General features: G+C 67.2%; 22 protein-coding genes, 1 other RNA gene and 1 pseudogene. 10 read left to right on the forward strand and 14 right to left on the reverse strand.

Annotation, left to right across the window (positions count from 1 at the left end; translation table 11 throughout):
* The first annotated feature begins 29 nt into the window (after positions 1-29).
* Together CDN38_RS24495 and CDN38_RS24500 are read left to right on the forward strand one after the other, a co-directional pair.
* Positions 30-1,496 (forward strand): HNH endonuclease signature motif containing protein, encoded by a 1,467-nt coding sequence (locus CDN38_RS24495; protein ID WP_099319239.1) that lies wholly within the window; start codon positions 30-32, stop codon positions 1,494-1,496.
* 106 nt (positions 1,497-1,602) lie between these two features.
* Positions 1,603-1,809 (forward strand): hypothetical protein, encoded by a 207-nt coding sequence (locus tag CDN38_RS24500; RefSeq protein WP_075512414.1) that lies wholly within the window; start codon positions 1,603-1,605, stop codon positions 1,807-1,809.
* Here CDN38_RS24500 and CDN38_RS24505 read toward each other — a convergent pair.
* The 3 genes from CDN38_RS24505 to CDN38_RS24515 all read right to left on the reverse strand — a co-directional run bounded on the left by CDN38_RS24505 (position 1,796) and on the right by CDN38_RS24515 (position 4,139).
* Positions 1,796-3,319 carry a molybdopterin-dependent oxidoreductase gene (locus tag CDN38_RS24505; RefSeq protein WP_075512413.1) on the reverse strand — a complete coding sequence of 508 codons (1,524 nt, stop codon included), beginning with the start codon at positions 3,317-3,319 and terminating at the stop codon, positions 1,796-1,798. The two genes, CDN38_RS24500 and CDN38_RS24505, sit on opposite strands and share 14 nt — an antisense overlap.
* A 159-nt stretch (positions 3,320-3,478) precedes the next feature.
* Entirely contained in the window at positions 3,479-3,892 is a 414-nt protein-coding gene (locus CDN38_RS24510; RefSeq protein ID WP_233027025.1) for a type II toxin-antitoxin system VapC family toxin, read from the reverse strand.
* Entirely contained in the window at positions 3,885-4,139 is a 255-nt protein-coding gene (locus CDN38_RS24515; protein ID WP_142361327.1) for a type II toxin-antitoxin system Phd/YefM family antitoxin, read from the reverse strand. The genes CDN38_RS24510 and CDN38_RS24515 overlap by 8 nt, the downstream gene beginning before the upstream one ends.
* 64 nt (positions 4,140-4,203) lie before the next feature.
* On the opposite strand from CDN38_RS24515, the gene CDN38_RS24520 reads away from it, so the two are divergent.
* Positions 4,204-4,428, forward strand: coding sequence for a hypothetical protein (locus tag CDN38_RS24520; RefSeq protein ID WP_075512411.1), 225 nt, complete (start codon positions 4,204-4,206; stop codon positions 4,426-4,428).
* Between the two features lie 634 nt (positions 4,429-5,062).
* Positions 5,063-5,512 carry a hypothetical protein gene (locus CDN38_RS24530; RefSeq protein ID WP_075512409.1) on the forward strand — a complete coding sequence of 150 codons (450 nt, stop codon included), beginning with the start codon at positions 5,063-5,065 and terminating at the stop codon, positions 5,510-5,512.
* A gap of 97 nt (positions 5,513-5,609) precedes the next feature.
* On the opposite strand, the gene CDN38_RS24535 is transcribed toward CDN38_RS24530, so the two are convergent.
* The 4 genes from CDN38_RS24535 to CDN38_RS24550 all read right to left on the reverse strand — a co-directional run bounded on the left by CDN38_RS24535 (position 5,610) and on the right by CDN38_RS24550 (position 10,017).
* Complete coding sequence (locus CDN38_RS24535; protein WP_099319240.1) at positions 5,610-7,913, reverse strand: heavy metal translocating P-type ATPase; 2,304 nt, start codon at positions 7,911-7,913, stop codon at positions 5,610-5,612.
* A 94-nt stretch (positions 7,914-8,007) separates the two neighbouring features.
* A complete protein-coding gene (locus CDN38_RS24540) occupies positions 8,008-8,289 on the reverse strand; it encodes a DUF1490 family protein (RefSeq protein WP_075512407.1) in 282 nt (93 codons plus the stop codon).
* Between the two features lie 52 nt (positions 8,290-8,341).
* A complete protein-coding gene (gene cmtR / locus CDN38_RS24545; protein WP_075512406.1) occupies positions 8,342-8,701 on the reverse strand; it encodes a Cd(II)/Pb(II)-sensing metalloregulatory transcriptional regulator CmtR in 360 nt (119 codons plus the stop codon).
* Between the two features lie 293 nt (positions 8,702-8,994).
* Positions 8,995-10,017 (reverse strand): DUF732 domain-containing protein, encoded by a 1,023-nt coding sequence (locus tag CDN38_RS24550; RefSeq protein ID WP_082277323.1) that lies wholly within the window; start codon positions 10,015-10,017, stop codon positions 8,995-8,997.
* A gap of 204 nt (positions 10,018-10,221) precedes the next feature.
* On the opposite strand from CDN38_RS24550, the gene CDN38_RS32000 reads away from it, so the two are divergent.
* The 3 genes and pseudogenes from CDN38_RS32000 to CDN38_RS24560 all read left to right on the forward strand — a co-directional run.
* Positions 10,222-10,347 (forward strand): hypothetical protein, encoded by a 126-nt coding sequence (locus CDN38_RS32000; RefSeq protein WP_269821522.1) that lies wholly within the window; start codon positions 10,222-10,224, stop codon positions 10,345-10,347.
* A 167-nt stretch (positions 10,348-10,514) separates the two neighbouring features.
* The gene (locus CDN38_RS24555; protein WP_075512404.1) at positions 10,515-10,976 is read left to right on the forward strand and encodes a heavy metal-responsive transcriptional regulator; all 462 of its coding nucleotides are present in this window, start codon (positions 10,515-10,517) and stop codon (positions 10,974-10,976) included.
* Between the two features lie 50 nt (positions 10,977-11,026).
* Positions 11,027-11,189: pseudogene (locus CDN38_RS24560) on the forward strand (transcriptional regulator); the annotation flags it as partial.
* A 280-nt stretch (positions 11,190-11,469) separates the two neighbouring features.
* Here the strand turns inward: CDN38_RS24560 and CDN38_RS24565 are convergent.
* The gene (locus CDN38_RS24565) at positions 11,470-12,975 is read right to left on the reverse strand and encodes an aldehyde dehydrogenase family protein (RefSeq protein WP_099319241.1); all 1,506 of its coding nucleotides are present in this window, start codon (positions 12,973-12,975) and stop codon (positions 11,470-11,472) included.
* A gap of 101 nt (positions 12,976-13,076) precedes the next feature.
* On the opposite strand from CDN38_RS24565, the gene CDN38_RS24570 reads away from it, so the two are divergent.
* Both CDN38_RS24570 and CDN38_RS24575 read left to right on the forward strand, forming a co-directional pair.
* A complete protein-coding gene (locus CDN38_RS24570) occupies positions 13,077-14,168 on the forward strand; it encodes a Zn-dependent alcohol dehydrogenase (protein ID WP_023365005.1) in 1,092 nt (363 codons plus the stop codon).
* A 179-nt stretch (positions 14,169-14,347) separates the two neighbouring features.
* Complete coding sequence (locus tag CDN38_RS24575) at positions 14,348-15,001, forward strand: TetR/AcrR family transcriptional regulator (protein ID WP_023365003.1); 654 nt, start codon at positions 14,348-14,350, stop codon at positions 14,999-15,001.
* Between the two features lie 55 nt (positions 15,002-15,056).
* Here the strand turns inward: CDN38_RS24575 and CDN38_RS24580 are convergent, their stop codons facing one another.
* The 6 genes from CDN38_RS24580 to CDN38_RS24605 form a co-directional block, all read right to left on the reverse strand.
* Positions 15,057-16,076 carry an alpha/beta fold hydrolase gene (locus CDN38_RS24580; protein WP_080673995.1) on the reverse strand — a complete coding sequence of 340 codons (1,020 nt, stop codon included), beginning with the start codon at positions 16,074-16,076 and terminating at the stop codon, positions 15,057-15,059.
* Positions 16,077-16,133: 57 nt separating this feature from the next.
* Positions 16,134-17,756, reverse strand: a complete 1,623-nt coding sequence (locus tag CDN38_RS24585; protein WP_051404513.1) for an MFS transporter — start codon at positions 17,754-17,756, stop codon at positions 16,134-16,136.
* Positions 17,757-17,758: 2 nt separating this feature from the next.
* Positions 17,759-19,312, reverse strand: a complete 1,554-nt coding sequence (gene mhpA, locus CDN38_RS24590) for a bifunctional 3-(3-hydroxy-phenyl)propionate/3-hydroxycinnamic acid hydroxylase MhpA (protein WP_042313259.1) — start codon at positions 19,310-19,312, stop codon at positions 17,759-17,761.
* Positions 19,312-20,250, reverse strand: coding sequence for a fumarylacetoacetate hydrolase family protein (locus CDN38_RS24595; protein WP_023364995.1), 939 nt, complete (start codon positions 20,248-20,250; stop codon positions 19,312-19,314). Before CDN38_RS24595 ends, mhpA begins: the two co-directional genes overlap by 1 nt.
* Positions 20,247-21,377 (reverse strand): VOC family protein, encoded by a 1,131-nt coding sequence (locus tag CDN38_RS24600; protein WP_023364993.1) that lies wholly within the window; start codon positions 21,375-21,377, stop codon positions 20,247-20,249. The genes CDN38_RS24595 and CDN38_RS24600 overlap by 4 nt, the downstream gene beginning before the upstream one ends.
* Positions 21,378-21,543: 166 nt before the next feature.
* Positions 21,544-22,260, reverse strand: coding sequence for a 2OG-Fe(II) oxygenase (locus CDN38_RS24605; protein ID WP_023364991.1), 717 nt, complete (start codon positions 22,258-22,260; stop codon positions 21,544-21,546).
* A 123-nt stretch (positions 22,261-22,383) separates the two neighbouring features.
* On the opposite strand from CDN38_RS24605, the gene rnpB reads away from it, so the two are divergent.
* Positions 22,384-22,800, forward strand: an RNA gene (gene rnpB / locus CDN38_RS24610) — RNase P RNA component class A.
* Positions 22,801-22,812: the final 12 nt, after the last annotated feature.

Below are 22,812 nucleotides of genomic sequence, written 5' to 3' on the forward strand. Positions count from 1 at the left end.
TGTCGGTGGTCCTTCGTAACATGTCAGGCATGGGTTCGGGCAGTCGTGAGGCGATCGTCGAGGTCTTCAACGCGCTCGACGCGGACCTGGACTGCTTGTGTGAGTTGTCTTTCGACGTGCTCACCACCCCCGAACGATTGCGGGCCTTGGAGCGTCTGGAGCGCGTGGCACGCCGGCTGCCGGTGGCCCAGCACGCCTTGATCAATCAGCTCGCCGCGCAGGCCAGCGAAGAAGAACTGGGCGCCAAGCTGCGTTCGGCGCTGGCCGACCGGTTGCGCATCACCAAGGCCGAGGCCGCTCGGCGCATCAACGAAGCGGCAGATCTCGGGCAACGCCGCGCGCTCACCGGTGAGCCGTTGGCGCCGCAGCTCAGCGCCACCGCAGCCGCCCAACGCGACGGCCTGGTCGGCGCTGAGCACATTTCGGTGATCCGAAGCTTCTTCTCGCACTTGCCCGCCGAGGTGGACCTTGCCACCCGAGAGGCCGCCGAGGCCGACCTGGCCCGCAAGGCCAGCGGGTATCGCCCCGACGAGTTGGCCAAGTACGTCCAGCGAATCATGGACTGGCTCAACCCCGATGGGGAATTCAACGAGCAGGAGCGGGCCCGCAAACGCGGCATCGTGATCGGCAAGCAAGAATACGACGGCATGTCGCGGATCAGCGGCCACCTCACCCCCGAGGCACGGGCCACCTTCGAACCGGTATTGGCCAAACTGGCCGCTCCCGGTGCTTGCAACCCCGACGACGAAACACCGGTCATCGACGCGACACCCGATCAGGACGCGGTCGGCCGTGACACCCGCAGCCCAGCGCAACGCAATCACGACGGCCTGCTGGCCGGACTGCGCGCCCTGTTGGCCTCGGGAGCTCTGGGTCGGCACAACGGTTTACCGGTGTCGATCGTCGTCACCACGACTTTGAAGGATTTGGAAGCCGCCGCAGGCAAGGGCATGACCGGCGGCGGCTCCCAGCTGCCCATGTCGGATCTGATCCGCCTGGCCAGCCACGCCCACCACTACCTAGCATTATTCGACGACGGCAAGGCCCTCGCGTTATATCACAGCAAGCGGCTGGCTTCCCCGGCACAGCGAATCATGCTCTACGCCAAGGACGGTGGGTGTACCAAGCCCGGCTGTGACGCACCGGCCTACCACAGCCAAATCCACCACGTCCGGGGCTGGGCCAGCACCGGGCGCACCGACATCAACGACCTCACCCTGGCTTGCGGGATCGACAACCGACTCGTCGAGAAAGGTTGGCGCACCCACGTCCGGGGCTGGGCCAGCACCGGGCGCACCGACATCAACGACCTCACCCTGGCTTGCGGGATCGACAACCGACTCGTCGAGAAAGGTTGGCGCACCGGCAAAAACGCCCACGGCGACACCGAATGGATACCCCCGGCCCACCTCGATCACGGACAGCCCCGCACCAACCCCTACCATCACCCCGAAAGATTCCTACACGACGGCGACGACGATGACGAACCCGATTGAGGCTTGCCGGTGCTCACTCGTCGGAGGCCAGGGGCGGCCGGCCGTGGTAGTTGACGCTGATAGCAACACGCACGTCCGACCCCTCTCCGGGGCGTAGCATCCCGGTATGAGAAGGACTTTCGTCGTGACATTCGCCATCGGGTTGCTCGTCGCGCTGTTCGGTCTGATCTGGGCTCTGCAGGGATTCGGTGTGCTTGAGGGTAGCCCGATGAGCAACACCACGACCTGGTCCATCATCGGTCCGATCACCGCGCTGATCGGCATCGCCATCGCGGTGTTCAGTTGGCGGAAACTGTCGGCTAGACCACGGTGAAGGCCACTGTGTGCCAGCCGGTGGCGCCGTCCGGGACGGGATCGGCCTGATCTGCGGTTTGGACAGCTCCGGTGTTGTCGGTGGCGCGCACGGCGATGGTGTGTTTCCCAGGGCTTTTCGCCTGCCAGGGGAGGCTCCACAACCGCCACGTCGCAGTGGAATAGCTCGCGCCCTGTTGCGCGGGCTGCCATGCGCCGTCGTCGATACGGACCTCCACGGCTCGCACGCCACGGTTCTGGGCCCACGCGACGCCGCCGAATATCACGGGTCCCTGAGGCACCCGCTGACCGCGTTTCGGCACGTCGATCCGCGACTCGGTCTTGACGGGTGCCCGTGCCGCCCAGCCGTGCCGCGTCCAGTACGCCTTGGCTCTGTCGAAGCGGGTCAGTTCCATATCGACGACCCACTTGGTGGCCGAAACGTACCCGTAGAGCCCGGGTACCACCAGCCGCGCCGGATAGCCATGCTCGATCGGCAGCGGCTGACCGTTGAGGCCGACCGCCAGGAGCGCGTCGCGGCCATCGGTGAGCGCCGCCACCGGCGTACCGGCGGTGAACCCGTCGATCGAGGTCGAGAGCACCATGTCGGCGTCGTCGTGCACACCGGCCGCAGCCAGCAGATCGGCCAACCGGTATCCGGTCCAGATGCCAGTCGAAATCAGTTTGCCCCCAACGGGATTCGACACACAGGTCAGCGTCGTCACCGTTTCGACCACGTCGAAGCGGGCGAGGTCGGCGAAGCTGTAGGTGGTTTCGCGGTCCACCATGCCGTGGATGCGCAGCCGCCAGTCGCCGTGGCTGAGTTGGGGAACGCTGAGCGCGGTGTCCACCCGGTAGAAGTCGGCGCTGGCGGTGACAAAGCTCGGTAGCGCAACGCCGTTCGGTTGCACATCGGCAGGTATCGGCGGGCCCGGTGTTCGCGGTCGGGGGAGCGCGAAGCTGTTGCGGTCGGTGGCCACCGAGTGCACCAACCGCGTGATGACCGCACCCACGACGCCGCTGACTACTCCGAATCCGAGCAATCCGAACACGACCAACCTGCGCCTGCCGCCATCCGGCTGGTCCGGTTTTTCCGGGCCGGGCCCGAGCCGGCGGGTGAGCCAGCGCAGGGCCGCCACGCCGCAGGCGGCGCCGGCGACGGTGGGGATCGTGTCCAGTGCTGTCGCACCCGGCCGCGACAGCACCGCGACGCAGCCGAGGACGCCCGCCGCGGCGATCACCGTGCTGCCGAGGGGGCGGCGCTGCGTCTCGAGGGTGCCGGCGATTGCGGCGATCGTGGCGATCACCACGAGCACGACGACGGCCAGGAAGAGTTTGTCCAGAGCGCCCAGGGTCGCAATCGCCCACTCTTTGACGGCCCCCGGTGTCAGATCGACGACCGCCGAGCCGATCGCGGTACGCGCGTCGGCTCGTGCACCGAACGGGATGCCCACCAGCTGGGCCACTCCGAGCGCGACGGCCGCGGCCGCGACCCCGGCGATCATCCGCTCATTGGACGCGGCGCCGGCCATCGAACTACTGTACGCGCGTTCCCCTGACCGACCGCAAACACCTTGCCGTGCAGTCGAACCGGTGACACGTTACGCCGCAGTCGACGTGCGTAGGGGATTGCCGTGGTACGAGGGGATGATCTGACCGTCGGTGGCCGTCGGCGGCCGTCCGCCCGAACCTCAGACGCTGACGACGGCCAGGAGGTGATCGATGCCTCGGAAGTCGTCGACGTTGCGCGTATAGAGGGGCAGGTTGACCGCGAGGGCGGTGGCTGCGATCAACAGATCGACGGCCCGCGGGCCACGAGCCTTGCGGCCGGTCGCGACGATGGCGGCGTAGATGCGTCCATAGGCCCTCGCGGCTTCGCCGTCGAACGGCAGCGGGTCGAAGGTGGCCTCGGCGCGTTGGAGGCGGTCTTGACGTCGCGCCCGCTCTGCCGTATCGCCCGTCGCGTGCGGGCCGGCTGCGAGTTCTGCCATGGTGAGGGCGCTCACGGCGAGTTCGCGTGGCAGCTGCCCGGCGTCGATGTGATCCAGGTCGATCACCACCGACGTGTCGACGAGGCCTTGGGCGGCACCAGCGGCCTCAGCCACGAGGCGCGATCTCCTGGGAAACCACCCCATCCAGGTCCGTCCGGAGGCGTTCGAACTCCATCCGCGGAGCGCCCTTGAACGCCGCTACCACCGCCGCGGCGCTGACGAATCGATGGCGACGCAGTGGCGAAAGCTCGCCGACGGGGACTCCATTGCGGGTCACGACGAAGGACTCGCCCTGGTCCAGCTTGCGCATAATCTCTCCGCTGTTGTTGCGGAGCTCACGTTGGGTGATCTCAGTGGCCACCCAACCGAGCGTAGCACACGTGCTACGTCATTCGCGGTGAACGCGATACGAGCTGACGAAAGAGATGTCGCGTACGGGCCCCGGCAGTCTGGTCGAACTCGACGAATACCTCTACAAGCGCAGCGGCGGCATGATCGGCAGCGTGTCGCATTTGGTCCGCGGCGCAGCGATCTTGGCCATCGAGGACGGCTGCGAGCACATCACACGCACCTTGCTTGACCTTGTCCCTGTCGACTACGCGGCCGAACGCGCCACCCCGACCCGCCCGACACGTCGGGCCGTGAGCTGATCGTGCTGGCGGCGTTGCCGATCCCCGCGGGTCCGGCCCAACAAGAACCCCTCGCCTCCTATCTGAGCCGGCTCGCCGCTGTGCACACATTGCCGGTTCGTGAACTCTGGGACCAGCTCAGCATCCCCCGAACGGGTTGCAGAGGGCGCATCGTGCTGATCGAGAGGCTGGCCACGGTCGTCGACCGCCCGATCGAATACCTGGCTTGGGCATTTTGCCTGAACTGCGCGACCCCGCCCCGGATTGGACCGTATGGCGCCACGAGGCCCAGCCGGGCTGCCCCCGCTGCGATACCCACCATGAAGGCGGACCGGTGCTGCGACTGTTGCCGCACCACCACTACGTGTGCACCAAACACCATTACTGGATCGGGTCGCCTGACGCCGGCCAACCCGCCACGCGCCTAGACGATCGCCTCGCCGACCTCGTGCACGCCCAACGCCAGCATCGACGGCTGCTTGCCCGCCACGGTGGATCCGCGGCCTTCGACGCCGTGCTGACCGGGCTTCTCATTTGCGGCCACCTCTGGGCTAACCGCCTGCACCGCCACACTCAAGCTCCAAGGCGCTGGACACGAAGGGCGAACCTGCTGATCCCGCCCCGGCGTCGAGGCTCAGACTTTAGCGCGTCACGGGTGTTTGCCGCCGTCTACCCCGAAACCGTCAGCCTCGCGATCATCGCCTCACCGCTGTGGCGACAACGCGCCAGCGGCGATAACAGCGAGCAGCGCGAATTCCTGGCTGATGCATCCCGTCGCCTGGGTACTTCCGCGACCGAGGACGGCCCCGGTCATCAGGCAATCATTCACTGGATGCTCTACGACAGCCACCACCCGCCCAGCCGCCCCGACAAGACCTTCCCCGATACCCGAGGCCACAACTCCAAACGCCCCGCGAAGCCAAACTCGGTCAGCCGCAGACGCACGAACCGCAGCGCGGCGTGGTTCAACACTCAACCGCTGCAACGCGATCCTCTACCACAGACATCTGACGCCCGTCATCAAGCGGGAATGGGCACCGGCAATGCAGGGCATCAAGGCCACAGTCACTGCCAGCGGCTCAACCATAAATTTCGGCCCGGGTGAGGTTCGGCCCGGAGAGTCTGCCATCGCCGGGATTTCGGCAGCGGTGTTGAGTTCTCAGGCCTCTCCAGGGACGAGGCGAGACGCGAAAGTACCGGACTTACAGGGTGTTCGTTGATCCAGCAAGTGGTTTGATGCGTCCGGCGCGCACACCGTTGGCGATGACAACGACCTCGGTGAGTTCGTGCACGAATACGACTGCGGCCAGGCCGAGTGTTCCGAACAACGACAGCGGCATCAGCACCGTGATGATCGCCAGTGACAGCCCGATATTTTGCAGCATGATCTGGCGGGAGCGGCGGGCGTGATCTAGCGCTTGGGGCAGGTGGCGTAGGTCTTGGCCCATCAGGGCGACGACGGCGGTTTCGATGGCCACGTCGGTTCCCATGGCGCCCATTGCGATTCCCAGGTCGGCGGCGGCTAGAGCTGGAGTGTCATTGACGCCGTCGCCCACCATTGCGGTAGGCCGCTGCCCACCTAGCTCTGCGATTAGGCGTGCTTTGTCCTCAGGACGCAGTTCGGCATGGACTGCCTCAATTCCGGCTTGGGCGGCCAGAGCGGCCGCGGTGACGTGGTTGTCGCCGGTGAGCATCGTCACCTGGTAGTCGGCGGCGCGCAGCTCGGCAATGACCTCGGCGGCTTCCGGGCGCAGTTCGTCGCGCACGGCGATGGCACCGAGCAGCTGCTCGTCACGTTCGACGAGGACCGTTGTGGCTCCGCCTTGTTGCATGTGTGCCACGTGATCGGTGAGGTCGGCCGGGTCGAGCCAGCCGGGCCGTCCCAATCGAATGCCGTGGCCGTCGAGCCGGCCGGTCAACCCGGCACCGGGGATGGCTTGCACGTCACTGGCGGCTGTGATCGGTGTTTGGGCAGCGGCGAGAATCGCTGCGGCCAGGGGGTGTTCACTGCGGGCCTCCAGCGCGGCCGCTACCGCCAGCACCTCTTCGCGGGTGGCGCCGTTGGTGGTGGCGACGTCGATAACCGCGGGCCGGTTGGCCGTCAGCGTTCCGGTCTTGTCCAGGGCGATAACGCCGATGGTGCTCAGGCTTTCCAGGGCGGCGCCACCCTTGATGAGTACGCCGAACTTGGCGGCTGCGCCGATGGCCGCTACAACCGACACCGGGACTGCGATGGCCAGTGCGCAGGGGGAGGCTGCGACCAGCACCACCAGAGCGCGTTCGATCCAGATCGTCGGGCTACCGAAAAAGCTGCCTGCCCCGGCGATCGCCGCTGCGGCGATCATGATGCTGGGCACCAGAGGTCGCGCTATGCGGTCGGCCAATCGCTGGCTGGCGCCTTTGCGGGCCTGTTCGGCTTCTACAATGTGCACGATGCGGGCCAGTGAGTTGTCCTCTGCGGTAGCGGTGACCTCCACTAACAGCACTCCGGAACCATTGATCGACCCGGCGAACACCTCGTCACCCGGTCCGGCTTCCACCGGCACGGACTCACCGGTGATCGCTGAGACATCCAACGCGGTGCGTCCGTCGCGAACGATGCCGTCAGTGGCCAGGCGTTCACCCGCCTTGACGATCATCTGATCACCGACTTGAAGGTCAGCCGCGGCGATCACGGTTTCGGTATCCCCGCGCAGCACGGTAGCCTCATCCGGTACCAGCGACAGCAGCGCGCGCAGGCCGCGTCGTGTGCGCGACACCGCGTATTGCTCCAAACCTTCACTGATGGAGAACAAAAACGCCAGCATGGCAGCCTCGCCGACCTGGCCAAGTCCGACGGCGCCGGTTGCAGCGATGGTCATCAACGTGTCGACACCGATACGGCCTTGCGCCAGTCGACTAACGGCCGACGGTACGAACGTCGATGTCCCCACCGCCAGCGCAAGAACTTTCAGTCCCAGTGCGACGGGCCCAACCGGAGTGACCCATGCAGTGATCATCGAGCCCGCTAGCAGCGCCCCGGACAATGCGGCGCGTCGCAGCTTGATGACTTGCCACAGCTGCTCCGGCGCGTCGGTGTCGTCGTGGCCGCAGCAGTCATCGCTCACCGTTGGCTGAGGACGACCTTGCTCGCCAGCACACAGACCCGACCGCACCCGTGTGCTCCAGTCGATGATTCTCTGCGCCACACTGGGCTTGCGGCCATCCGCCGAACACTGGACACGCGTGGGCACCGACGTTGCGGGGATGTGCTCGGCTTCGGCGATCGCCGACAGGATGGCAGCGGTGTCGCGGCGCCCGGGCGCATGCCAAATCACCACCGAGGCCGTGGACGGATAAGCCTGCACGGCTTCCACACCGGCCACCTTGCCGACCTTGTCCTCGACCGCGATGGCCCGCACATGGTCGAACCGAAACCCAGTGGCGTGCACGCGCATTCGTCTCGAAGTCGCCGATACCACGGTCAGCTTGACGCCGGTATCCGGGTGAGGATCAGTGGTGAGCATCACCAGCCTCCCTGGTGGTAAACGATGTTGACTTCCTCACCGCGGACAGGGGAGCCCTAGCTTGCCCGCCCGCGTGCATCGACTGTGGATCGCCTCAGCAGCAGTCGTCATCGGCTTGGGCGCCCACCGGCAAGGGCGCCTCGTCACCGATGCGACCACGCGCCTCGGCGACCACGTCGGCAACCTTGAGCCGGGCGGCCTCGGCCGCCGTCTCCGCACGCCTCGTTCCCCGCAGGCCCCACTCCGTCGCGGTCACTGCAGCTCGGCGGACGGGAGCCTTGCCCACCGCCTTGCGCACCACCTCGTAGGCGCTCACCCCAACCAGTCCGGTGAACACCGTCTCGGCCGCCTTAACCAAGAGTTCATGTGCCACCACAGCTAACCCTCCTCGTGTTCTGCTTTCTCATTTGCGATTCACCGAGCCCCGTTCATCGACTGACCGCCACGTTGTCTGCTTCCCCGAAGGTTGGTTGCCCACCGCCACAGGGTTGGCCGGCGTCCACCGCAAGAACGACCTGGACCAACTCGCCTAGGGCACGCGCGAGGTGACGATCGGCCAGGGCATACCGCACCTGACGACCCTCATAGGTGGCGATGACCAGGCCACAGCCCCGCAAGCACGACAGATGATTGGACACGTTGGATCGCGTCAATCCCAGGTGCGACGCCAACTGGCCCGGATAGCAGATGCCATCCAGCAGCGCGACGAGGATTCGGCACCGCGTCGGATCGGCCAGCGCCCGGCCCAGTCGAGCCAACGCCGACTCCCGCACCTCACACATCAGCATAAGCTGAACAGTAATGGGAGCACTGATATAACAGCAAGAGCTGAAATGTTCGATCCCCGCTGGCATTAGTCAGAATATGACCTGACCGTGGCACTCGGCGAGCAGGATCGCCAGTACCGGCGCCGCGTGCCGATACTGCTCCCAGGGCTTCACCGGCCCGGGCGCCCTATCCCCGCAGACACAACCACCCGAGCCCGCTGACGGATGGACCACACTGGGTCGGGCGAGCAAGGTGGCCCGCCCGACCCGCTTTGGTAAGGCTTTGCCGACGGCCGGCGGCTCGGTTCTTGTCATCACGGCAAGACCCTGATAATGCCTGGCGGCATGGGTCGCGTCGGCGATGGCGCCGCCGGTCCACCACCGCTGTCACCACCACCGCTGCCGCCATCACCGCTGCCGCCATCGCCAGCAGCACCTCCCGGCTGGGGCGCAACAACGGAAGGCTCTACCTGTTGTGGTGGTGGGGGCGGCTCCTGTGGTGGTGGCGGCGGCTCCTGAGGCGGAGGCGGCGGCTCCTGAGGCGGTGGCGGCTGCTGAGGCAGTGGCGGCGGCTGCCGCGGTGGCTGCGACGGCGCGGGCGCCCGTGGTGGTATGAGGATGTTCGCCGGTGGAGGCGGCGCCGGAATCTGCGGCGGCTTCGGCGCGATGGTCTCCCCGGCGGGAATGGTTTCGATCAGCGGGGCGGGAACATCGCTCTGCGCGGTGCAGTCCGATCGGTCGCCCCAATTGTGGCTCGCAACGAAGACGCCGCCGACGATCGAGTGCGGTAGTCGCGCCACACCGATGGGCGTCCGTACCTGCCATGCCGCCGGCGTACTGATGTTGTCCGGGGCCGGCGGTCGGTCCCGCACATCGCATTCCGAAGTAATTGTGTTGTGCCCGTACGCAGCGACCCGGTGCGGAGGTTCATTTATTCGCGGCGCGGGATTAGCGCTGAGAGAAGCGATCTGGTTCTGGTGGGAGGGGCAGTAGACCTGCACGGCCGCACTGACGAAGCGGGAGAAGGTGCGCGTGAGGCGGTCGCGAGGGTATCGCCGCAGACTCGGGTCATTGTCGACCGCAAAGGTCGTCATCGACTCGACGACTCCATCCACCGGCATGCCGCTGTCGAGTCGGCCACAAACTTGATGGGCTGTGACGATCAGGCTTGGCGCGTTTGCGAGGGCGGGGATGCCATGACTATCAAGTGATGCCAGAAACTGGTCGTCCTGGTTCGGGTCGGCCGCTGTTGGGCTGCCGCGCAGGATTGCGGCGCCGATGAGTATCACGCTGGCGGTAGCCATGGCGCCCGCGCGGCTAGCGGAGCCGGTGAACATGACAGTGACCGTTCTCTAGGGCCGTCGGGTTTGCGTGGTGATCGATGGCACGGTGATGGGCATCGCAGCGCCGGCCGCCAGGTTGGGGACTGCAAGCACGCCTCGGCGTCGAAGACTTGTCGTCATTTTGTGATCGCTTCCGCGGGCCGCAATCCAGCTGTTGGAGCTGGTTGAGGCGGGTTGCGGGCACCAGGAGCAGGCGAAATGAGTGTCGCGGTGTGTCTGTTGCTGTATCGCTTCGCGGTCGCGCTGCTTCTGGCCTCGGGTGCTGATGCGCTTGACTCGTGCGGGCACTGTGCCGCAGTCGGGGGCCCCGACGAGCGGGCATAGCACGCCCTCAATCGCGGCCCTGCGGGTCTGGCAACAGATTTCGGATACCGAAACGACCTCTATGCTCACCGCGATTACCTCCGACGCTGGCCGCGCCCTACGGCCGCCACCTAAACACCAAATCAAGTGTTATCCTTCCAGTACGCTGGAAGGTCAAGGAGGGTTGTTTGCGCATCGGCGAACTGGCGAAACTCGCCAACATCAGCACCAAGACCATTCGCTTCTACGAGGATTCGGGCCTGCTGCCGCAGCCCCCACGCCGCGCATCCGGGTATCGTGACTATGGACCCGAGATCGTGGATCGGCTCCAATTTATCCGTCGCGGCCAAGCGGCCGGACTTACCCTGCACAAGGTGCGTCAGGTCCTGGCGATCCACGATCGTGGCGAGGTGCCGTGCGGACACGTTCGGCAGGTCCTCAACACCCGCCTCGACCAGGTCCGAGCGCAGATCGCCGAGCTTGTCGCCCTCGAAGGCCACCTGCAAACCCTGCTCGACCGCGCATCGCGTGAAGCGGCCACCGAACACGACCAGTCCACGGTCTGCTGGATCTTAGAATTTGACTCCGACGCGCCCGCCGCCAGCGAGTTCATCGACTCCCACGACCCAAACCGGCCATTTGCCACGTAGCGGACGGTACGTCGCGTGTATCGAGCTGAGTAGCGAAAGCTGTTCGCGGTTTTTCCGCGGCGGTGCTCGATGGCCGTGGGCAGGCGGCCATCGAGGAACTCATTGATGCCGTCAAGTTCACGCCGGCACTGACTGGCCCAGGTCCAGCTGAGCGGCGCCGTTTTCGGCGAACCTACCGATAAGGAGCCGGCGACAGCGGGTGGACTGGCATGAGGACTACCAGATTCTCGGTGCCAGCCATCGGCTCGGTTTCACGGTGACAAGCGCATGCGCCCGATCAGCTGCTGGCGCTGCCTTCGCTTGACTGAAGCCAACGGTAGCGGGGTGCCGGTGTTCTAGTCCGGGTCGTCATGGGAGAGCAGTATTAGGCAAGTCGCCTCACTGTTTGGCGGGGCATCGATAGGGAGGGAGTAGTCGCGATGGTGTGGCATGGTTTGTTGGTGAAGGCCACCTTCGCCCGGACGAGACAAGAGAGGTTGCTGTAGCGCTTCGGTTAGCGGGGTACCGGATGCCGCACGTATGCCCGTGGCTGAGTGAAAGCCCGAATCCCCTCGACACCGAGTTCACGGCCGATGCCCGACTGGCCGCAGCCGCCGAACGGCAGCCGCGGGTCCTGGGCGGCCAGGCCGTGGCAGTTGACGCTGACCGTGCCCGCCACCAGCTGCGACGCCACCCGGTCCGCGAGCGCGTCGTCACCGGTCCACACCGACGCGGTAAGGCCGAATTCGGTTGCGTTCGCCGCGGTTACGGCGTCATCGAGGTCGTCGTAACCGAAGACCGGCAATACCGGGCCGAACTGCTCCTCGGTGGCCAGCGCCGAGTCGGGCGCCAGATCGGTGACGACGGTCGGCAGTACGAAGTATCCCGCCGCGTCGGCGTCGGCCTCGCGGATCCGCCCCGCGGTCCGCACCGACGCACCGCGCGCCTCGGCATCACCAACCAGCGCGGCCACCCGGTTGCGCCCCGCCGCGGTGTGCAGCGGGCCCAGGGTCGTCTCCTCGGCGAGGCCGTCGCCGACCACCTCCCGCTCGCAGCGGGCGAGCACCGCCTCGGCCAGCTCACCGACCCGTTCGCTGGGGGCATAGAGCCGCTTGATCGCCATGCAGACCTGACCGCCGGTGGTGTAGGTCGCCGTCACCAACCGCTCCACCAGATCGTCGCTGACCGCGAGGTCGGGGGCGATGATCGCCGCGTCGTTGCCGCCCAGCTCCAGCAACACCGGAGTCAGCCGCGCCGCCGCTGCGGCCATGACCGCGCGGCCGGTGACCACGCCGCCGGTCAGCGAGATCAGGTCGACGCCGGGGTGGGTGACCAACGCCTGGGCAAGGTCACTGCCCGGGCCCGCGAGCACGTTCACCACGCCCGGCGGCAGCGCCGCGGCCAGCGCCCCGGCGAGCTGCAGCGCGGCAAGTGGACATGTCGGCGGCATCTTGACGACGGCGGTGTTACCTGCCGTCAGGGCCGACGTCAGTTTCGTCATCGTCAGCGCCAGCGGCCAGTTGAACGGCAGCACCAGCGCGGCCACGCCGAACGGCTCCCGCTGCAGGCGCGGGTACGCCGACCGCGGGTCGAGCTGCTCCGGTGCCAGCGCCGCCTCGGCCATCGACCCGATCAGCGCCGCCAGGCCCGGGCCGGTGCTGATCTCAAAGTTGGCCTCACTGAGGACTTTTCCGTGTTCACGGGTGTACAGCCGCGCGCCGTCCCGCGCGGCCAGCTGTTCGGCGGCCGTGGTCGCCGCGGACGCGAGCGCGGCGACCCGCTCGGCGACGCTGAGCGCTCGCCACGCCGGCGCTGCCCGCCGCGCCGCCGACACCGCGGCGTCGAGCTGGGCCCGGTCTGCGGCCGGCGCGTGGCCGACGATCTCGGCCGGCCGGGCCGGATTGTGTATCGGGTAAGTCCCCGCGGCGCCCGGCTGCGGTTCCCCGCCGATCGTCAAGACCGGTCCCTCGCCGGCAACGTGGCTGTCGTGCGTGATCACCGTTGATCGCGTCTCGCTCATCTTGGGGCCCTTCTCCTCACCCGACGCCCGAGGCAACCTTGACCCGGTGCGGTTATCTCGCCATCGTAAGTCGCTATGACACCGATCACAGGTCCCGTCCCATGAGGGCGGTCGTGCTGCGCGAGGCCGGACGGCCGACGGCGGTGGAGGAACTCGCGCTGCGGCGGATCGGCGACCACGAAGTGCGGGTGCGACTTCAGGCCAGCGGCGTGTGCCACACCGACCTGTCGGTGTGCGACGGCTCCATGCCGGCGCTGCTGCCTTGCACGCTGGGTCATGAGGGCGCCGGGATGGTCACCGAGGTGGGCGGCGCCGTCACCACCGTCAGCCCGGGCGACCATGTGGTGCTGACGTGGAACGTGCCCTGCCGGCGCTGCCCGCACTGTCTGCGCGGCGAAACCCAACTTTGCCCACACGGCCTCAAGCACGCCTTCGGCGGCCCGTATGCCGAGAGTCCGACCGGCCCGGTGTGGCCGGAGATGGGCGCCGGGACGCTGGCCGAAGAGACCCTGCTGCCGGCCGCCGCCGTGGTACGGGTCGACCGGTCACTGCCCCTGGACCACGCCGCGCTGCTCGGTTGTGGGGTCACCACCGGGGTGGGCGCGGTGCTGCGCACCGCGGCGGTCCGGCCCGGGGAAAGTGTGCTGGTCATCGGGTGCGGCGGGGTGGGACTGGCCGCGATCCAGGGAGCCCGGCTGGCCGGGGCGGCGCGGATCATCGCTGCCGACCGCAACGCTGCCCAACTTCCGGCCGCAACTGTCAGCGGCGCGACCGACACGGTCGACGTCGGTCAGGCCGACCTCGTCGGGGCGGTCCGCGACCTTACCGGCGGCGCCGGCGTCGACCACGGGATCGAGGTTGTCGGCACGCCGGCGACGATCCGCGCCGCCTTCGACGCCACCCGCCGCGGCGGAGCCGTCACGCTGGTGGGTGCCGCCGGGTTCACCGAATCGGTGACGTTGCCCGCACTGATGTTGATGGCCGACGGCAAGAAGATCCAGGGAAGCGTCTACGGCGCCAGCGACCCGGCCCGTGATATCCCGGTGCTCGCCGAGCTAGCCTTGCGCGGCCGGCTCGACATCGAGGCGCTGGTGACCCGACGCATCGGCATCGACGACGTCGAGGCGGCGTTTACCGACATGGCCGCCGGGCGAGGGGCACGCAGCGTGGTCTGCTTCGGCTCGCCAAGCTGATTCGCAAGGGGCTCGGCTCGGACGCCGGCCAGCGCGCAATCTCCGGCCCCGCCGTGAGCGACCACGAGCAGCGCAGCCACGGCCGCAGCACGTCCGCACCAAACGAAATTCTGAGTGTATCGTCAATATTGAGGTGTTAAGGCAAAAGCTAGATTCGGCGCGGGACGAGGAGAAGCTGCGTGGACGATTCCGACAGGCCGGCCAACCGTCAGGAACGTCGAAAGCAGCGCACCCGAGCCGCCCTGATCAAAGCCGCACAACGATTCATCGCCGCCGGCAAGGTCAACGTCCCGGTGCAGGACATCAGCCACGCCGCCGATGTCGGCGTCGGGTCGTTCTACAACCACTTCGACAGCAAGGAAGAACTGTTTCAGGCGGCGGTCAACGAGGTGCTCGACGCTCACGGGGCGTTGTTGGACGCCATCGCAGACGCGTCCGAAGATCCCGCGGAGACCTTCGCGCGCAGCTTCCGGCTGACCGGCCGAATGTTTCGCCGGCGCCCGGAGGAGAGCGGTGTCGTGCTCTCCCACGGGCTGGAATTGATCACCTCGGACCGAGGCCTGGCGCCGCGTAGCAAGAGGGATATCGCCGCGGCCGCAGCGGCCGGCCGGTTCGACGTGGAAGACCCGGAACTGGCGATGGCCGTTGCCGCCGGCGCGCTGTTGGGACTCGGTCAACTGTTGTGCGATCAGCCCGAGCGCGACGCCGCCCAAGCCACCGACGAAGTCGCCGAGAACCTACTGCGGCTGTTCGGCATGCCCGCCGACGAGGCGCATCGGCTTTGCCTGCGGCCGTTGCCTTTTCTGGACGACGGCGCGAGCGCGGCGGTCTGAGCGGCAGGCGGTCGCATCCGGGAAGCGGTCCGGCACCATGCCGACGTGCCGCTGCTTACCGGCTGGCCACGCGGTCGCAGAATTCGGTGAGGACGTCAACCGTCGCCCGGGGTGCCTCGAATGGCCAGAAGTGACCGGTGTCGAACAGGTGCACGTCGCTGCCCGGCGGCAGCATCGCCAAAAGCCCTGGCTCCCGGTAGAACTCACGTGGCTGCAGCGGATCATGAGCGCCCTGCAGCAGCAGCACCGGAGCCGTCCAGGCCCTGATAAGCCGGGTCCGCCGATCCACCCACTCCTGCCGAAACGACGACGAGTGGAAGTAGCGGGGGACCGCGGTGGCGATTCCCGGGTGGCTGAACTCCTCGATGGTGCGAGTCAGGTCTTCGCGGGCCACGGGCCGCTCGGTGAGCCAGGTATAGACGGTCGTCACGAACCGTCGGGCCTCGCGCAGCATCGCCGGCGCCTCCGCCGACTGCATCAGCTGTTCCTGGGGATGCAGTCGCGGGTGCAGATGCCAAAGATGTTGCTGGCCACGACCGTATCCCCGCACCCGCGCACCCATTGCCGCGACCAGATGATCACCGACCGGGCTGCCGCGGTCATGGGTGATCAGGACGAATTCGCCGATACCGAGTTCGCCGAGGAGGGCGCCGAGCTGCGCCGCGACGCCGGCCTGCCGGTAATCGCCGCTGCGCTTGTCGGATTGGCCGTAACCCTTGAGGTCGACGGCCAGGCAGTGATAGCGCCGGCCGAGACCTTCCAGCGCATAGTGCCACTGCCACCAGGAGTCGGGCAGCCCATGCAGGAAAACCACGGTCGGGGCCGACGCGTCGCCGGATTCCACGAAATGCCACCTGACGGTTTCGCTGTCGCCCGGTGCGTCGACGAAGCGGTGCACAGCCGTTACGGCGCCGAGGTGCTCGACGTCACCGTCGTGGTGCGCTCGGGCGGAGGTGTCGGGTAACCCGGCCACGATCTCCTCGGCGGACCGAACGGCGTGTGCCAGCCCGTCGTCGAGGGTTGCCATCACGCGTTGCGGAGGTTCGGTATAGGACAAGTCAACCGGTGCTGTCATTGTGGTCGCTTTCGTGAAGACGGCGCAGACGCGTCCGCGGGCCGATCGGTGCCGACATCAGTTGTGTTGCCGCGCTGGCCCGGTCGACTTGGTCGACTTGGTCGACTTCGCAGGGCTGGGCAGCTGGCCGCGCACCAGCGGCAGCCACCACGACGGACTCGGCGGCGCGGGCAGGCGCCGCGCCTTGCGGTGCCGACCGCGTCGCGGCAGCGGGAACACCAGCAGGAGAACGAGTGTCAGACCGGTGATGGCGGCGCCTGCGGTGAAGGCGTGTGACAGGCCGGTGACGAAGGCATCGCGGACAGCGTCGTTGACGCTGGGGCCCAGCGCGCCCAATTGCGGGTCGGCGGCGAGGTGCATGCCCGCCGCGGGTGATTCCCGGATGGTGCCGGCCGCTTGCTGCGGCACCGCCGCCGGCAGCCTGAGGTGGTTGCGGTAACCGGCGCTGAACAGCGAGCCGAGCAGCGCGATGCCCAGGGCGGCGCCCAGTTCGCGAGTGACGTCGTTCATCGCCGAGGCGACGCCTTGTTTGTCCGGCGGCAGCGAGTCCACGATGGTATTGGTCGCCGGGGTGGCCGACAACGCCAGGCCGCCGCTGAAGACCAGCATGCCGATCAGCAGATCGGTGTAGGTGGAGGCGGTGCCGAGGCGGGCCAGCAGGGCGAAGCCGGCAACCATGCACGCCAGCCCCGCGGCGATCACCAGCCGATTGCCAAGGCGCTCACCGAGTTTCGGGGCGATCGCGGAAACCGGAAGGACGACTGCGGCCATCGGCAGCATCGCCAGCGAGGACTTGAGCGGTCCGTAGCCGAGCATCAGCTGGATGTACTGCAGCCCGACGTAGAAGAAGCCGAAGGTGCCCAGGAATTGGATGATCAGCGCCGCCGTTCCGGAGCTGAAGCCGCCGTCGGCGAACAGGCGCGGATCCAGCATCGGGCGCGCAACGCGCAGCTCGTGGACGACGAACAGTGTCATCGCCGACACCGCCGCGACGAAAGCCACAACCACGGTGGAATGGGTCCAGCCATGGTCGGCGCCTTCGATGATGCCGTACACCAGCGCGCCGATCCCGATCGCGCTCAAACCGGCCCCGGGGAAGTCGGGCGCGGGTTCCTCCGCGCTCTTGGTGTCGGGCACCAGCGCCACCGTGACGAGCAGCGATACCGCGGCCATCGCGGCGGTGCCGATGAAGGTGGAGCGCCATGAGTAGTGCTCGAGCAACAGGCCACTGATCAGCAGCCCCATAATCGATCCCGCACTGGCGAATCCGGCCCAGATGCCGACAGCGCGGCCTTTATGGTCGGGATGCACGACGGCAGTGATCGTCGACAACGTGCTGGGCATGATCAGTGCCGCGCCGATACCCATGATCACCCGGGCGATGATGATCGTGTGCGGTGAGCCGGCGGCGGCCGCCAGCACGTTGGCCAGTCCGAACAGCAGGGTGCCGCCGATGAGGGTGCGCCGCCGGCCGAAGTCGTCACCGATGGCTCCCGCCGGCAGCACCAGCGCCGCGAGCGCCACCGTGTAGGCGTCGGCGATCCAGGTCAGATCGGTCGCGCTGGCCCCTTGGTCCAACGCGATGTCGGGCAGCGCCACATTGACGCCGGCGACCGCCGACATGACCACCACCAACGCGCCACAGCACGCCAGCACGACACCACGCGGATCGTTGCGCATCGTCATCTCCTCTCGCCGTCGGCACTATCGCTGTTGCCGGACAACACAAATCGGGGCACCGCGTCGCACAGACCGGACAGCCGCCGGCCGGCGCGCAGCACGGTGCGGTCGGGCCGGATGATGGCCGCCGTCACGCCGCCGCGCTGCAGCCAGTGCGCAAGTTCGCTGCCCGGCGCCGCGTCGATTACCACGGCCCCGCGGCGACGGAGTTGTTCGCGCTGACCAGAATTGGGTGTCTCGGTGGTGATGAGCGCGAAGCCTCGTCCCAGCACCGCGTCGAGTCGTTCACCGGTAGGAAGAATTGCGTTGGGGCACAATGCTCCTGTGCGCCGCCAGCCGCTCAACGTCTTGTGCACCAGGGCGCTGCGGTGCAGTGCCGGTGTCCGGCTGGTGGTTAACCGTGACCGCATCCCAGGGACGAGATGCAGCCGCGGCACCACCGCGCCGCGCACGGCGTTGCCGAACCTGCCGCCGGCCGTCATGGACCAACCGACAGTCAGGGCGAGTCCGATCATGGCGCGGGCGTGCGGCTTTCGCTCTTGTTCGTAGGTGTCGAGAACGGTGTCGGGAAGATTTCCGGTCAGTACGCCGGCCAGCTTCCAGGCCAGATTCGCCGCATCGCGTATTCCGGCTCCCATCCCCTGGCCGATGAACGGCGGAGTCAGATGAGCGGCGTCGCCGAGCACAAAGACGTTCCCCTGGCGCCAGGTGTCGGCCACGGCTGCCCGAAACGTGTATTCGGCAACCCGCACCACCGACAGCTCGTCGGCCGGCACTCCGTTGACCCACGGGGCAAGTAGTGGATACAGACTCGTGATCGTGGCGAAGTCGGCTGCGGTTTCGTCGGCCCGCAGCTGAAATTCCCAGCGGTAGCGGCTTTTACCGATGCGCATGTAGGTGGCGGCCCGGTAGGGGTCGCAAACTTGGTACACGCCGTCCCACTGGTCGATCGTGGAGTCGGTCGCCACATCGACGACCAGCCAGCGTTGCTCGAACCGGAGGCTACGCAGCACGCCACCTATCGAGGCACGCACGACGCTGTTGGCGCCGTCGCAACCCAGGACGTAGCCGGCGTCGACGACGTGCTCCTCACCGCTGACGCGATCGGTGTATCTGACCCGCACCCGGCCGGGCTCGCGCTGGCTGACCTCGGTGACTTCGGCGTTGCCGCGAAACGCAACACAGCTGTGCTTCTTGAGGTTTGCCCGCAGCAGTTCTTCCAGCTCGGGCTGGTCGAACATGTTGGCCTGCGGAAAGCCGTGCGCGCTGTGGGCCGGATCGCGGTGAAACTGAGCCAGCGTCCGCAGATCCGGGTCGACCAGCCGCAGGCCCAGGGCCGGGCGTGAGATCGCGGCGAACTCGTCACCGATGCCCAGCCACGTGATGATCCGCCTGATCTCGTCGTCCAGGTGTACTGCCCGCGGTTGGGGGTAGACGCTTTCCCACCTGTCCAGCAGCAAGGAGGGTATGCCGTATTGGGCCAGCAGGGTGGCTGCGGTGACCCCGGTAGGCCCGGCGCCGACGACGACGACTGGCACGGAATCGGGCGGAGTGATCACTTGTACCGCACCACCGTGCGTTGCGTGCCGAGGTCGATCGCGCCGTCGTCGGTTCCGATGGTGGCCTCGACGACATCGCCGTCGTGCAGGTACTTGGGATTGCCGAGTTGACGCTTGAAGAAGGCTTTCCACTTGACCGCGGGCGGCAATAGCGAACTGACGATCTGGACGGGTTTCGCGGGAGCCGACAGTGCGGTGCCCACCGGGGTGCCGGTCAGCACGAGATCTCCGGGCTGCAGATGCTGAAACCGCGCCAACCCCTGCAGGGCTTGCAGCGGCGAATAGATCATGTCGCCGGCCACGCGCATGTCCTGGCGCAGTTCGCCATTGACCCGCAGCCGCAGCCGCAGCTCGCCGAAGCGCCCGAGCTCGCCGGCATCCAGCAGCACCAGTGCCGGTCCGACCGGGGTGAACGTCGGATACGACTTTGCTTCGTAGAACTGGGTTTTGGGGAGCTGGATGTCGCGCGCCGACACGTCGTTGGTCACCACCAGGCCGCCGACATAGTCGGACCAGTTGGCGGCGGTGACGGTGGCGCCGACGGGCAATTCCCGTGCGATGACCAACCCGATCTCGACCTCGTAGTCCAAGAACCGGACATGCGCGGGCTTGACGATGTCGTCGAACGGCCCGCTGATCGAACCCGACGCCTTCCGGAAGAAGGTCAGCGGAGTCGAATTCGGGTCCATACCGGCGTCTTTGACGTGTGAGGCGAAGTTGGTCATCTGCGCCACCACTCGGCAGGGCGTCGTCACCGGCGACATCAGTCGCAGGCCGTCCACCGGGACGCGCTCACCGCCGGTCGCCGCGGCGTCGATGGCCGCGCGGTCGGCCAACAACTCGCCAGTGCTTACCGCAGCGGTATCGACTTTGCTTGCGCCGTCGGCGGTTTGCACCCACCAGGCGTCTGCGGTGCGAAGGATGGTGACGCTCATGAGTTGGCCGCTTTGATCAGGCCCATCAGGCGGCGGGAATCGAATTCGTTGTCGGCGCGTAAGGCCCGGAGCATCGACAGCGCTTCTCGCGGTAGGGATTTGAAGTCGGCACCGAGGAAGTCTTTGGTCGCATGCGGGCCCCATTGGGCAAGGCCGGAAGCCGCGAACGGCGCCCAGCCGGGTTCGAGCGTGCAGTCGAACATGTCTCCGTCGGTGAAGTGCTCGACGAGCAGCCCCTCCGGGTCGCGCCAGTAGTCGAAGAGCTGGCTGCCCTGGATGTGGCGGCCGATTCCCCACGACCGGCGATACCCACAGTCGGCCAGGTATTGCCCACCGGCGGCCAACGAATCCAGGTCGCAGACCTGATAGGCCGAATGCACATAGCGGTTGGCCGGACCCAACGCGAGCGCCAGGGTGTGGTGGTCGGTGGGGGACAGGCCGCGATCACAGCGGATGAAGCTCATGGTCGGGCCCCGCTCGCGTTGACCCGGGTAGTACAGGAAGTCGCTGACGATCATGCCCAGGGTGTCGAGGTACCAATTGAGTGTCTGCAGGTAGGTGGTGGTCTGCAGGACCAGGTGCCCGAGCCGTTGCACGGTGGCCGGTCGCCGGGGCGGCCGTTGGGTGGCGTTGATGCGCTGCACCTCGTGTCCGGTGTTGAAGGTGTGCGGCGGCTGCGACGGCAGCGGTTCCAACTGGTGGGTGCCCGCCACCACGCGGACCGTGAGCCCGCCCGGATCGGTCAGGTCGACGGAGACACCGCCGAGCGTGTGGGACAGCCGCTGAGGGGTCCGTCCGGTCGCGTCGGACAGTCGCAGTAGGTCGTCTTTGTCCTGGGCTGTGAATGCCGCGCCGACCAGTCGGGACCGATGGCCGCGCCGGATGAGGATGCACGGCGATGCCGCGTCGGCCCCACGCAGCTGCAGCTCGTCGGGGGTGCGTGCGGAGACGGCGAAGCCGAACGCCTGAGCGAACGCCCCGGCGCGGTTCAGGTCGGGCTTCTCGAACTCCAGCCAGGCGATGTCGTGAATCTTGATCACCGGGTTGCGCGAGCGTCCGGGGTGCTCGCCTTCGCGAGCGCCCTGCTCGCTGTGCAAGTTGTTGTGGGCGGCCAGATCGTACGTCACCAGACATCCTCCAGAATTAGGAAACTGACGATATATTCACTCACGAAGCTATCATCAGTCAAGAGGTTCTGAAGAAAAATTCAAAACTGTGTTGACCGCGGTCACGCCGCGGTTGACGGCCGGTCACGCTCGACGGACGCGCTCGCTGTCGGCTGAACCCGGCGGTTCAGGCGGCGTCGTGGAAGATCAGCCCCAACGCGTAGCGTTCTCCCGAATGCACCACCGAGATACCGTGCCGTACCGGTGCGGCCGACCACCCGCGAGCCGAGGGCACCGGGCGGTCCCGAGTGGTGAATGCGTACCCATGCCCTTGCGGCAATTGCGTTGCGGTGCCCCGGGATTGGGCTCGGTACCGCTGCTCGACCAGGAGGAACTCGCCGCCGGTGTAATCGGTGGCTGGGTCGCTGAGGTTGATCACCACCTGAAGCGGAAACACCAAGTCGCCGTAGAGGTCACGGTGCAGGGCGTTCCAATCCCCGGCGCGATATCGCAACAGCAGCGCGGTGGGCTTGGTCTGGCCGGCGGCATGGCACCTCTGCAGCCATTCGTCCAAGGTGTCCGGCCAGGCGCTGTCTCGGCCCAGTTTGGCCCACCAGTCCCGGGCGATGGTCAGCAGCCGGGGATACAAGGCGTGCTTGAGTTGCTCGAGCGGCTCGGGGTAGGGCTGTCGAAAGTAGCGGTATTCGCCGGCGCCATAGCGGTGGCGCTCCATGTCGACGGTCTTGCGGAACAGGTCGTCTCTGGTGTACAGCCTGCGGAGGCGCGCCGCCTCGGTGACTGTGAGCAGCCTGGGTAGCAAAGCGCCGCCGTGGGCGCTGAGCTGTGCGGCGATGGCGTCCCAGTCGCCGGAGTCGGCGCGGGTTTGCCACCGGGTCGACGACATCGATCCGCTCCTCCCGTCGTCACATGCTGCCGAGGCAGACGATATAGAAACGATATTGAATCGCGGTGGCCAAACGAACGCTGGCCTTGGAATATGCGCAGGAGGTACGGTGTTGGTCGCGGACGAGTTGGCCGGGCGGCCGCGGCTCGAGTTGGTTCGCAAGGATCGGCGCCGAGCCGAGGAAAGTCCGGACTTCACAGAGCAGGGTGATTGCTAACGGCAATCCGAGGTGACTCGCGGGAAAGTGCCACAGAAAACAAACCGCCATCCTCGTGGTGGTAAGGGTGAAACGGTGCGGTAAGAGCGCACCAGCATCCCGGGTGACCGGGGTGGCTAGGCAAACCCCACCCGAAGCAAGGCCAAGAAGGCCGCACGAAGGTGCGGCCGCGCAGACGCCGGAGGGTTGCTCGCCCGAGTCTGCGGGTAGGCCGCTCGAGGCACCCGGTGACGGTGTGTCCAGATGGATGGTCGCCGCCGTGCCGCCGTTGGTTCAGCCGCGGCGGCAGGGAACAGAATCCGGCTTACAGGCCAACTCGCCCGCGCTAGCTCCGC

Source organism: Mycobacterium ostraviense, assembly GCF_002705925.1.
GTDB classification, from domain to species: domain Bacteria; phylum Actinomycetota; class Actinomycetes; order Mycobacteriales; family Mycobacteriaceae; genus Mycobacterium; species Mycobacterium ostraviense.

Bases quoted from the DNA above. Each gene is read 5' to 3' on its own strand.
- CDN38_RS24595 (WP_023364995.1), bottom strand. From the start codon at position 20,250: ATGAGCGTCACCATCCTTCGCACCGCAGACGCCTGGTGGGTGCAAACC.
- CDN38_RS24585 (WP_051404513.1), bottom strand. From the start codon at position 17,756: ATGCGCAACGATCCGCGTGGTGTCGTGCTGGCGTGCTGTGGCGCGTTG.
- CDN38_RS24520 (WP_075512411.1), top strand. From the start codon at position 4,204: ATGTCGCGTACGGGCCCCGGCAGTCTGGTCGAACTCGACGAATACCTC.
- CDN38_RS32000 (WP_269821522.1), top strand. From the start codon at position 10,222: ATGAGTGTCGCGGTGTGTCTGTTGCTGTATCGCTTCGCGGTCGCGCTG.
- CDN38_RS24535 (WP_099319240.1), bottom strand. From the start codon at position 7,913: ATGCTCACCACTGATCCTCACCCGGATACCGGCGTCAAGCTGACCGTG.
- CDN38_RS24505 (WP_075512413.1), bottom strand. From the start codon at position 3,319: ATGGCCGGCGCCGCGTCCAATGAGCGGATGATCGCCGGGGTCGCGGCC.
- CDN38_RS24565 (WP_099319241.1), bottom strand. From the start codon at position 12,975: ATGAGCGAGACGCGATCAACGGTGATCACGCACGACAGCCACGTTGCC.
- CDN38_RS24570 (WP_023365005.1), top strand. From the start codon at position 13,077: ATGAGGGCGGTCGTGCTGCGCGAGGCCGGACGGCCGACGGCGGTGGAG.
- CDN38_RS24495 (WP_099319239.1), top strand. From the start codon at position 30: ATGGGTTCGGGCAGTCGTGAGGCGATCGTCGAGGTCTTCAACGCGCTC.
- CDN38_RS24500 (WP_075512414.1), top strand. From the start codon at position 1,603: ATGAGAAGGACTTTCGTCGTGACATTCGCCATCGGGTTGCTCGTCGCG.
- CDN38_RS24580 (WP_080673995.1), bottom strand. From the start codon at position 16,076: ATGACAGCACCGGTTGACTTGTCCTATACCGAACCTCCGCAACGCGTG.
- CDN38_RS24605 (WP_023364991.1), bottom strand. From the start codon at position 22,260: ATGTCGTCGACCCGGTGGCAAACCCGCGCCGACTCCGGCGACTGGGAC.
- CDN38_RS24550 (WP_082277323.1), bottom strand. From the start codon at position 10,017: ATGTTCACCGGCTCCGCTAGCCGCGCGGGCGCCATGGCTACCGCCAGC.
- cmtR (WP_075512406.1), bottom strand. From the start codon at position 8,701: ATGCTGATGTGTGAGGTGCGGGAGTCGGCGTTGGCTCGACTGGGCCGG.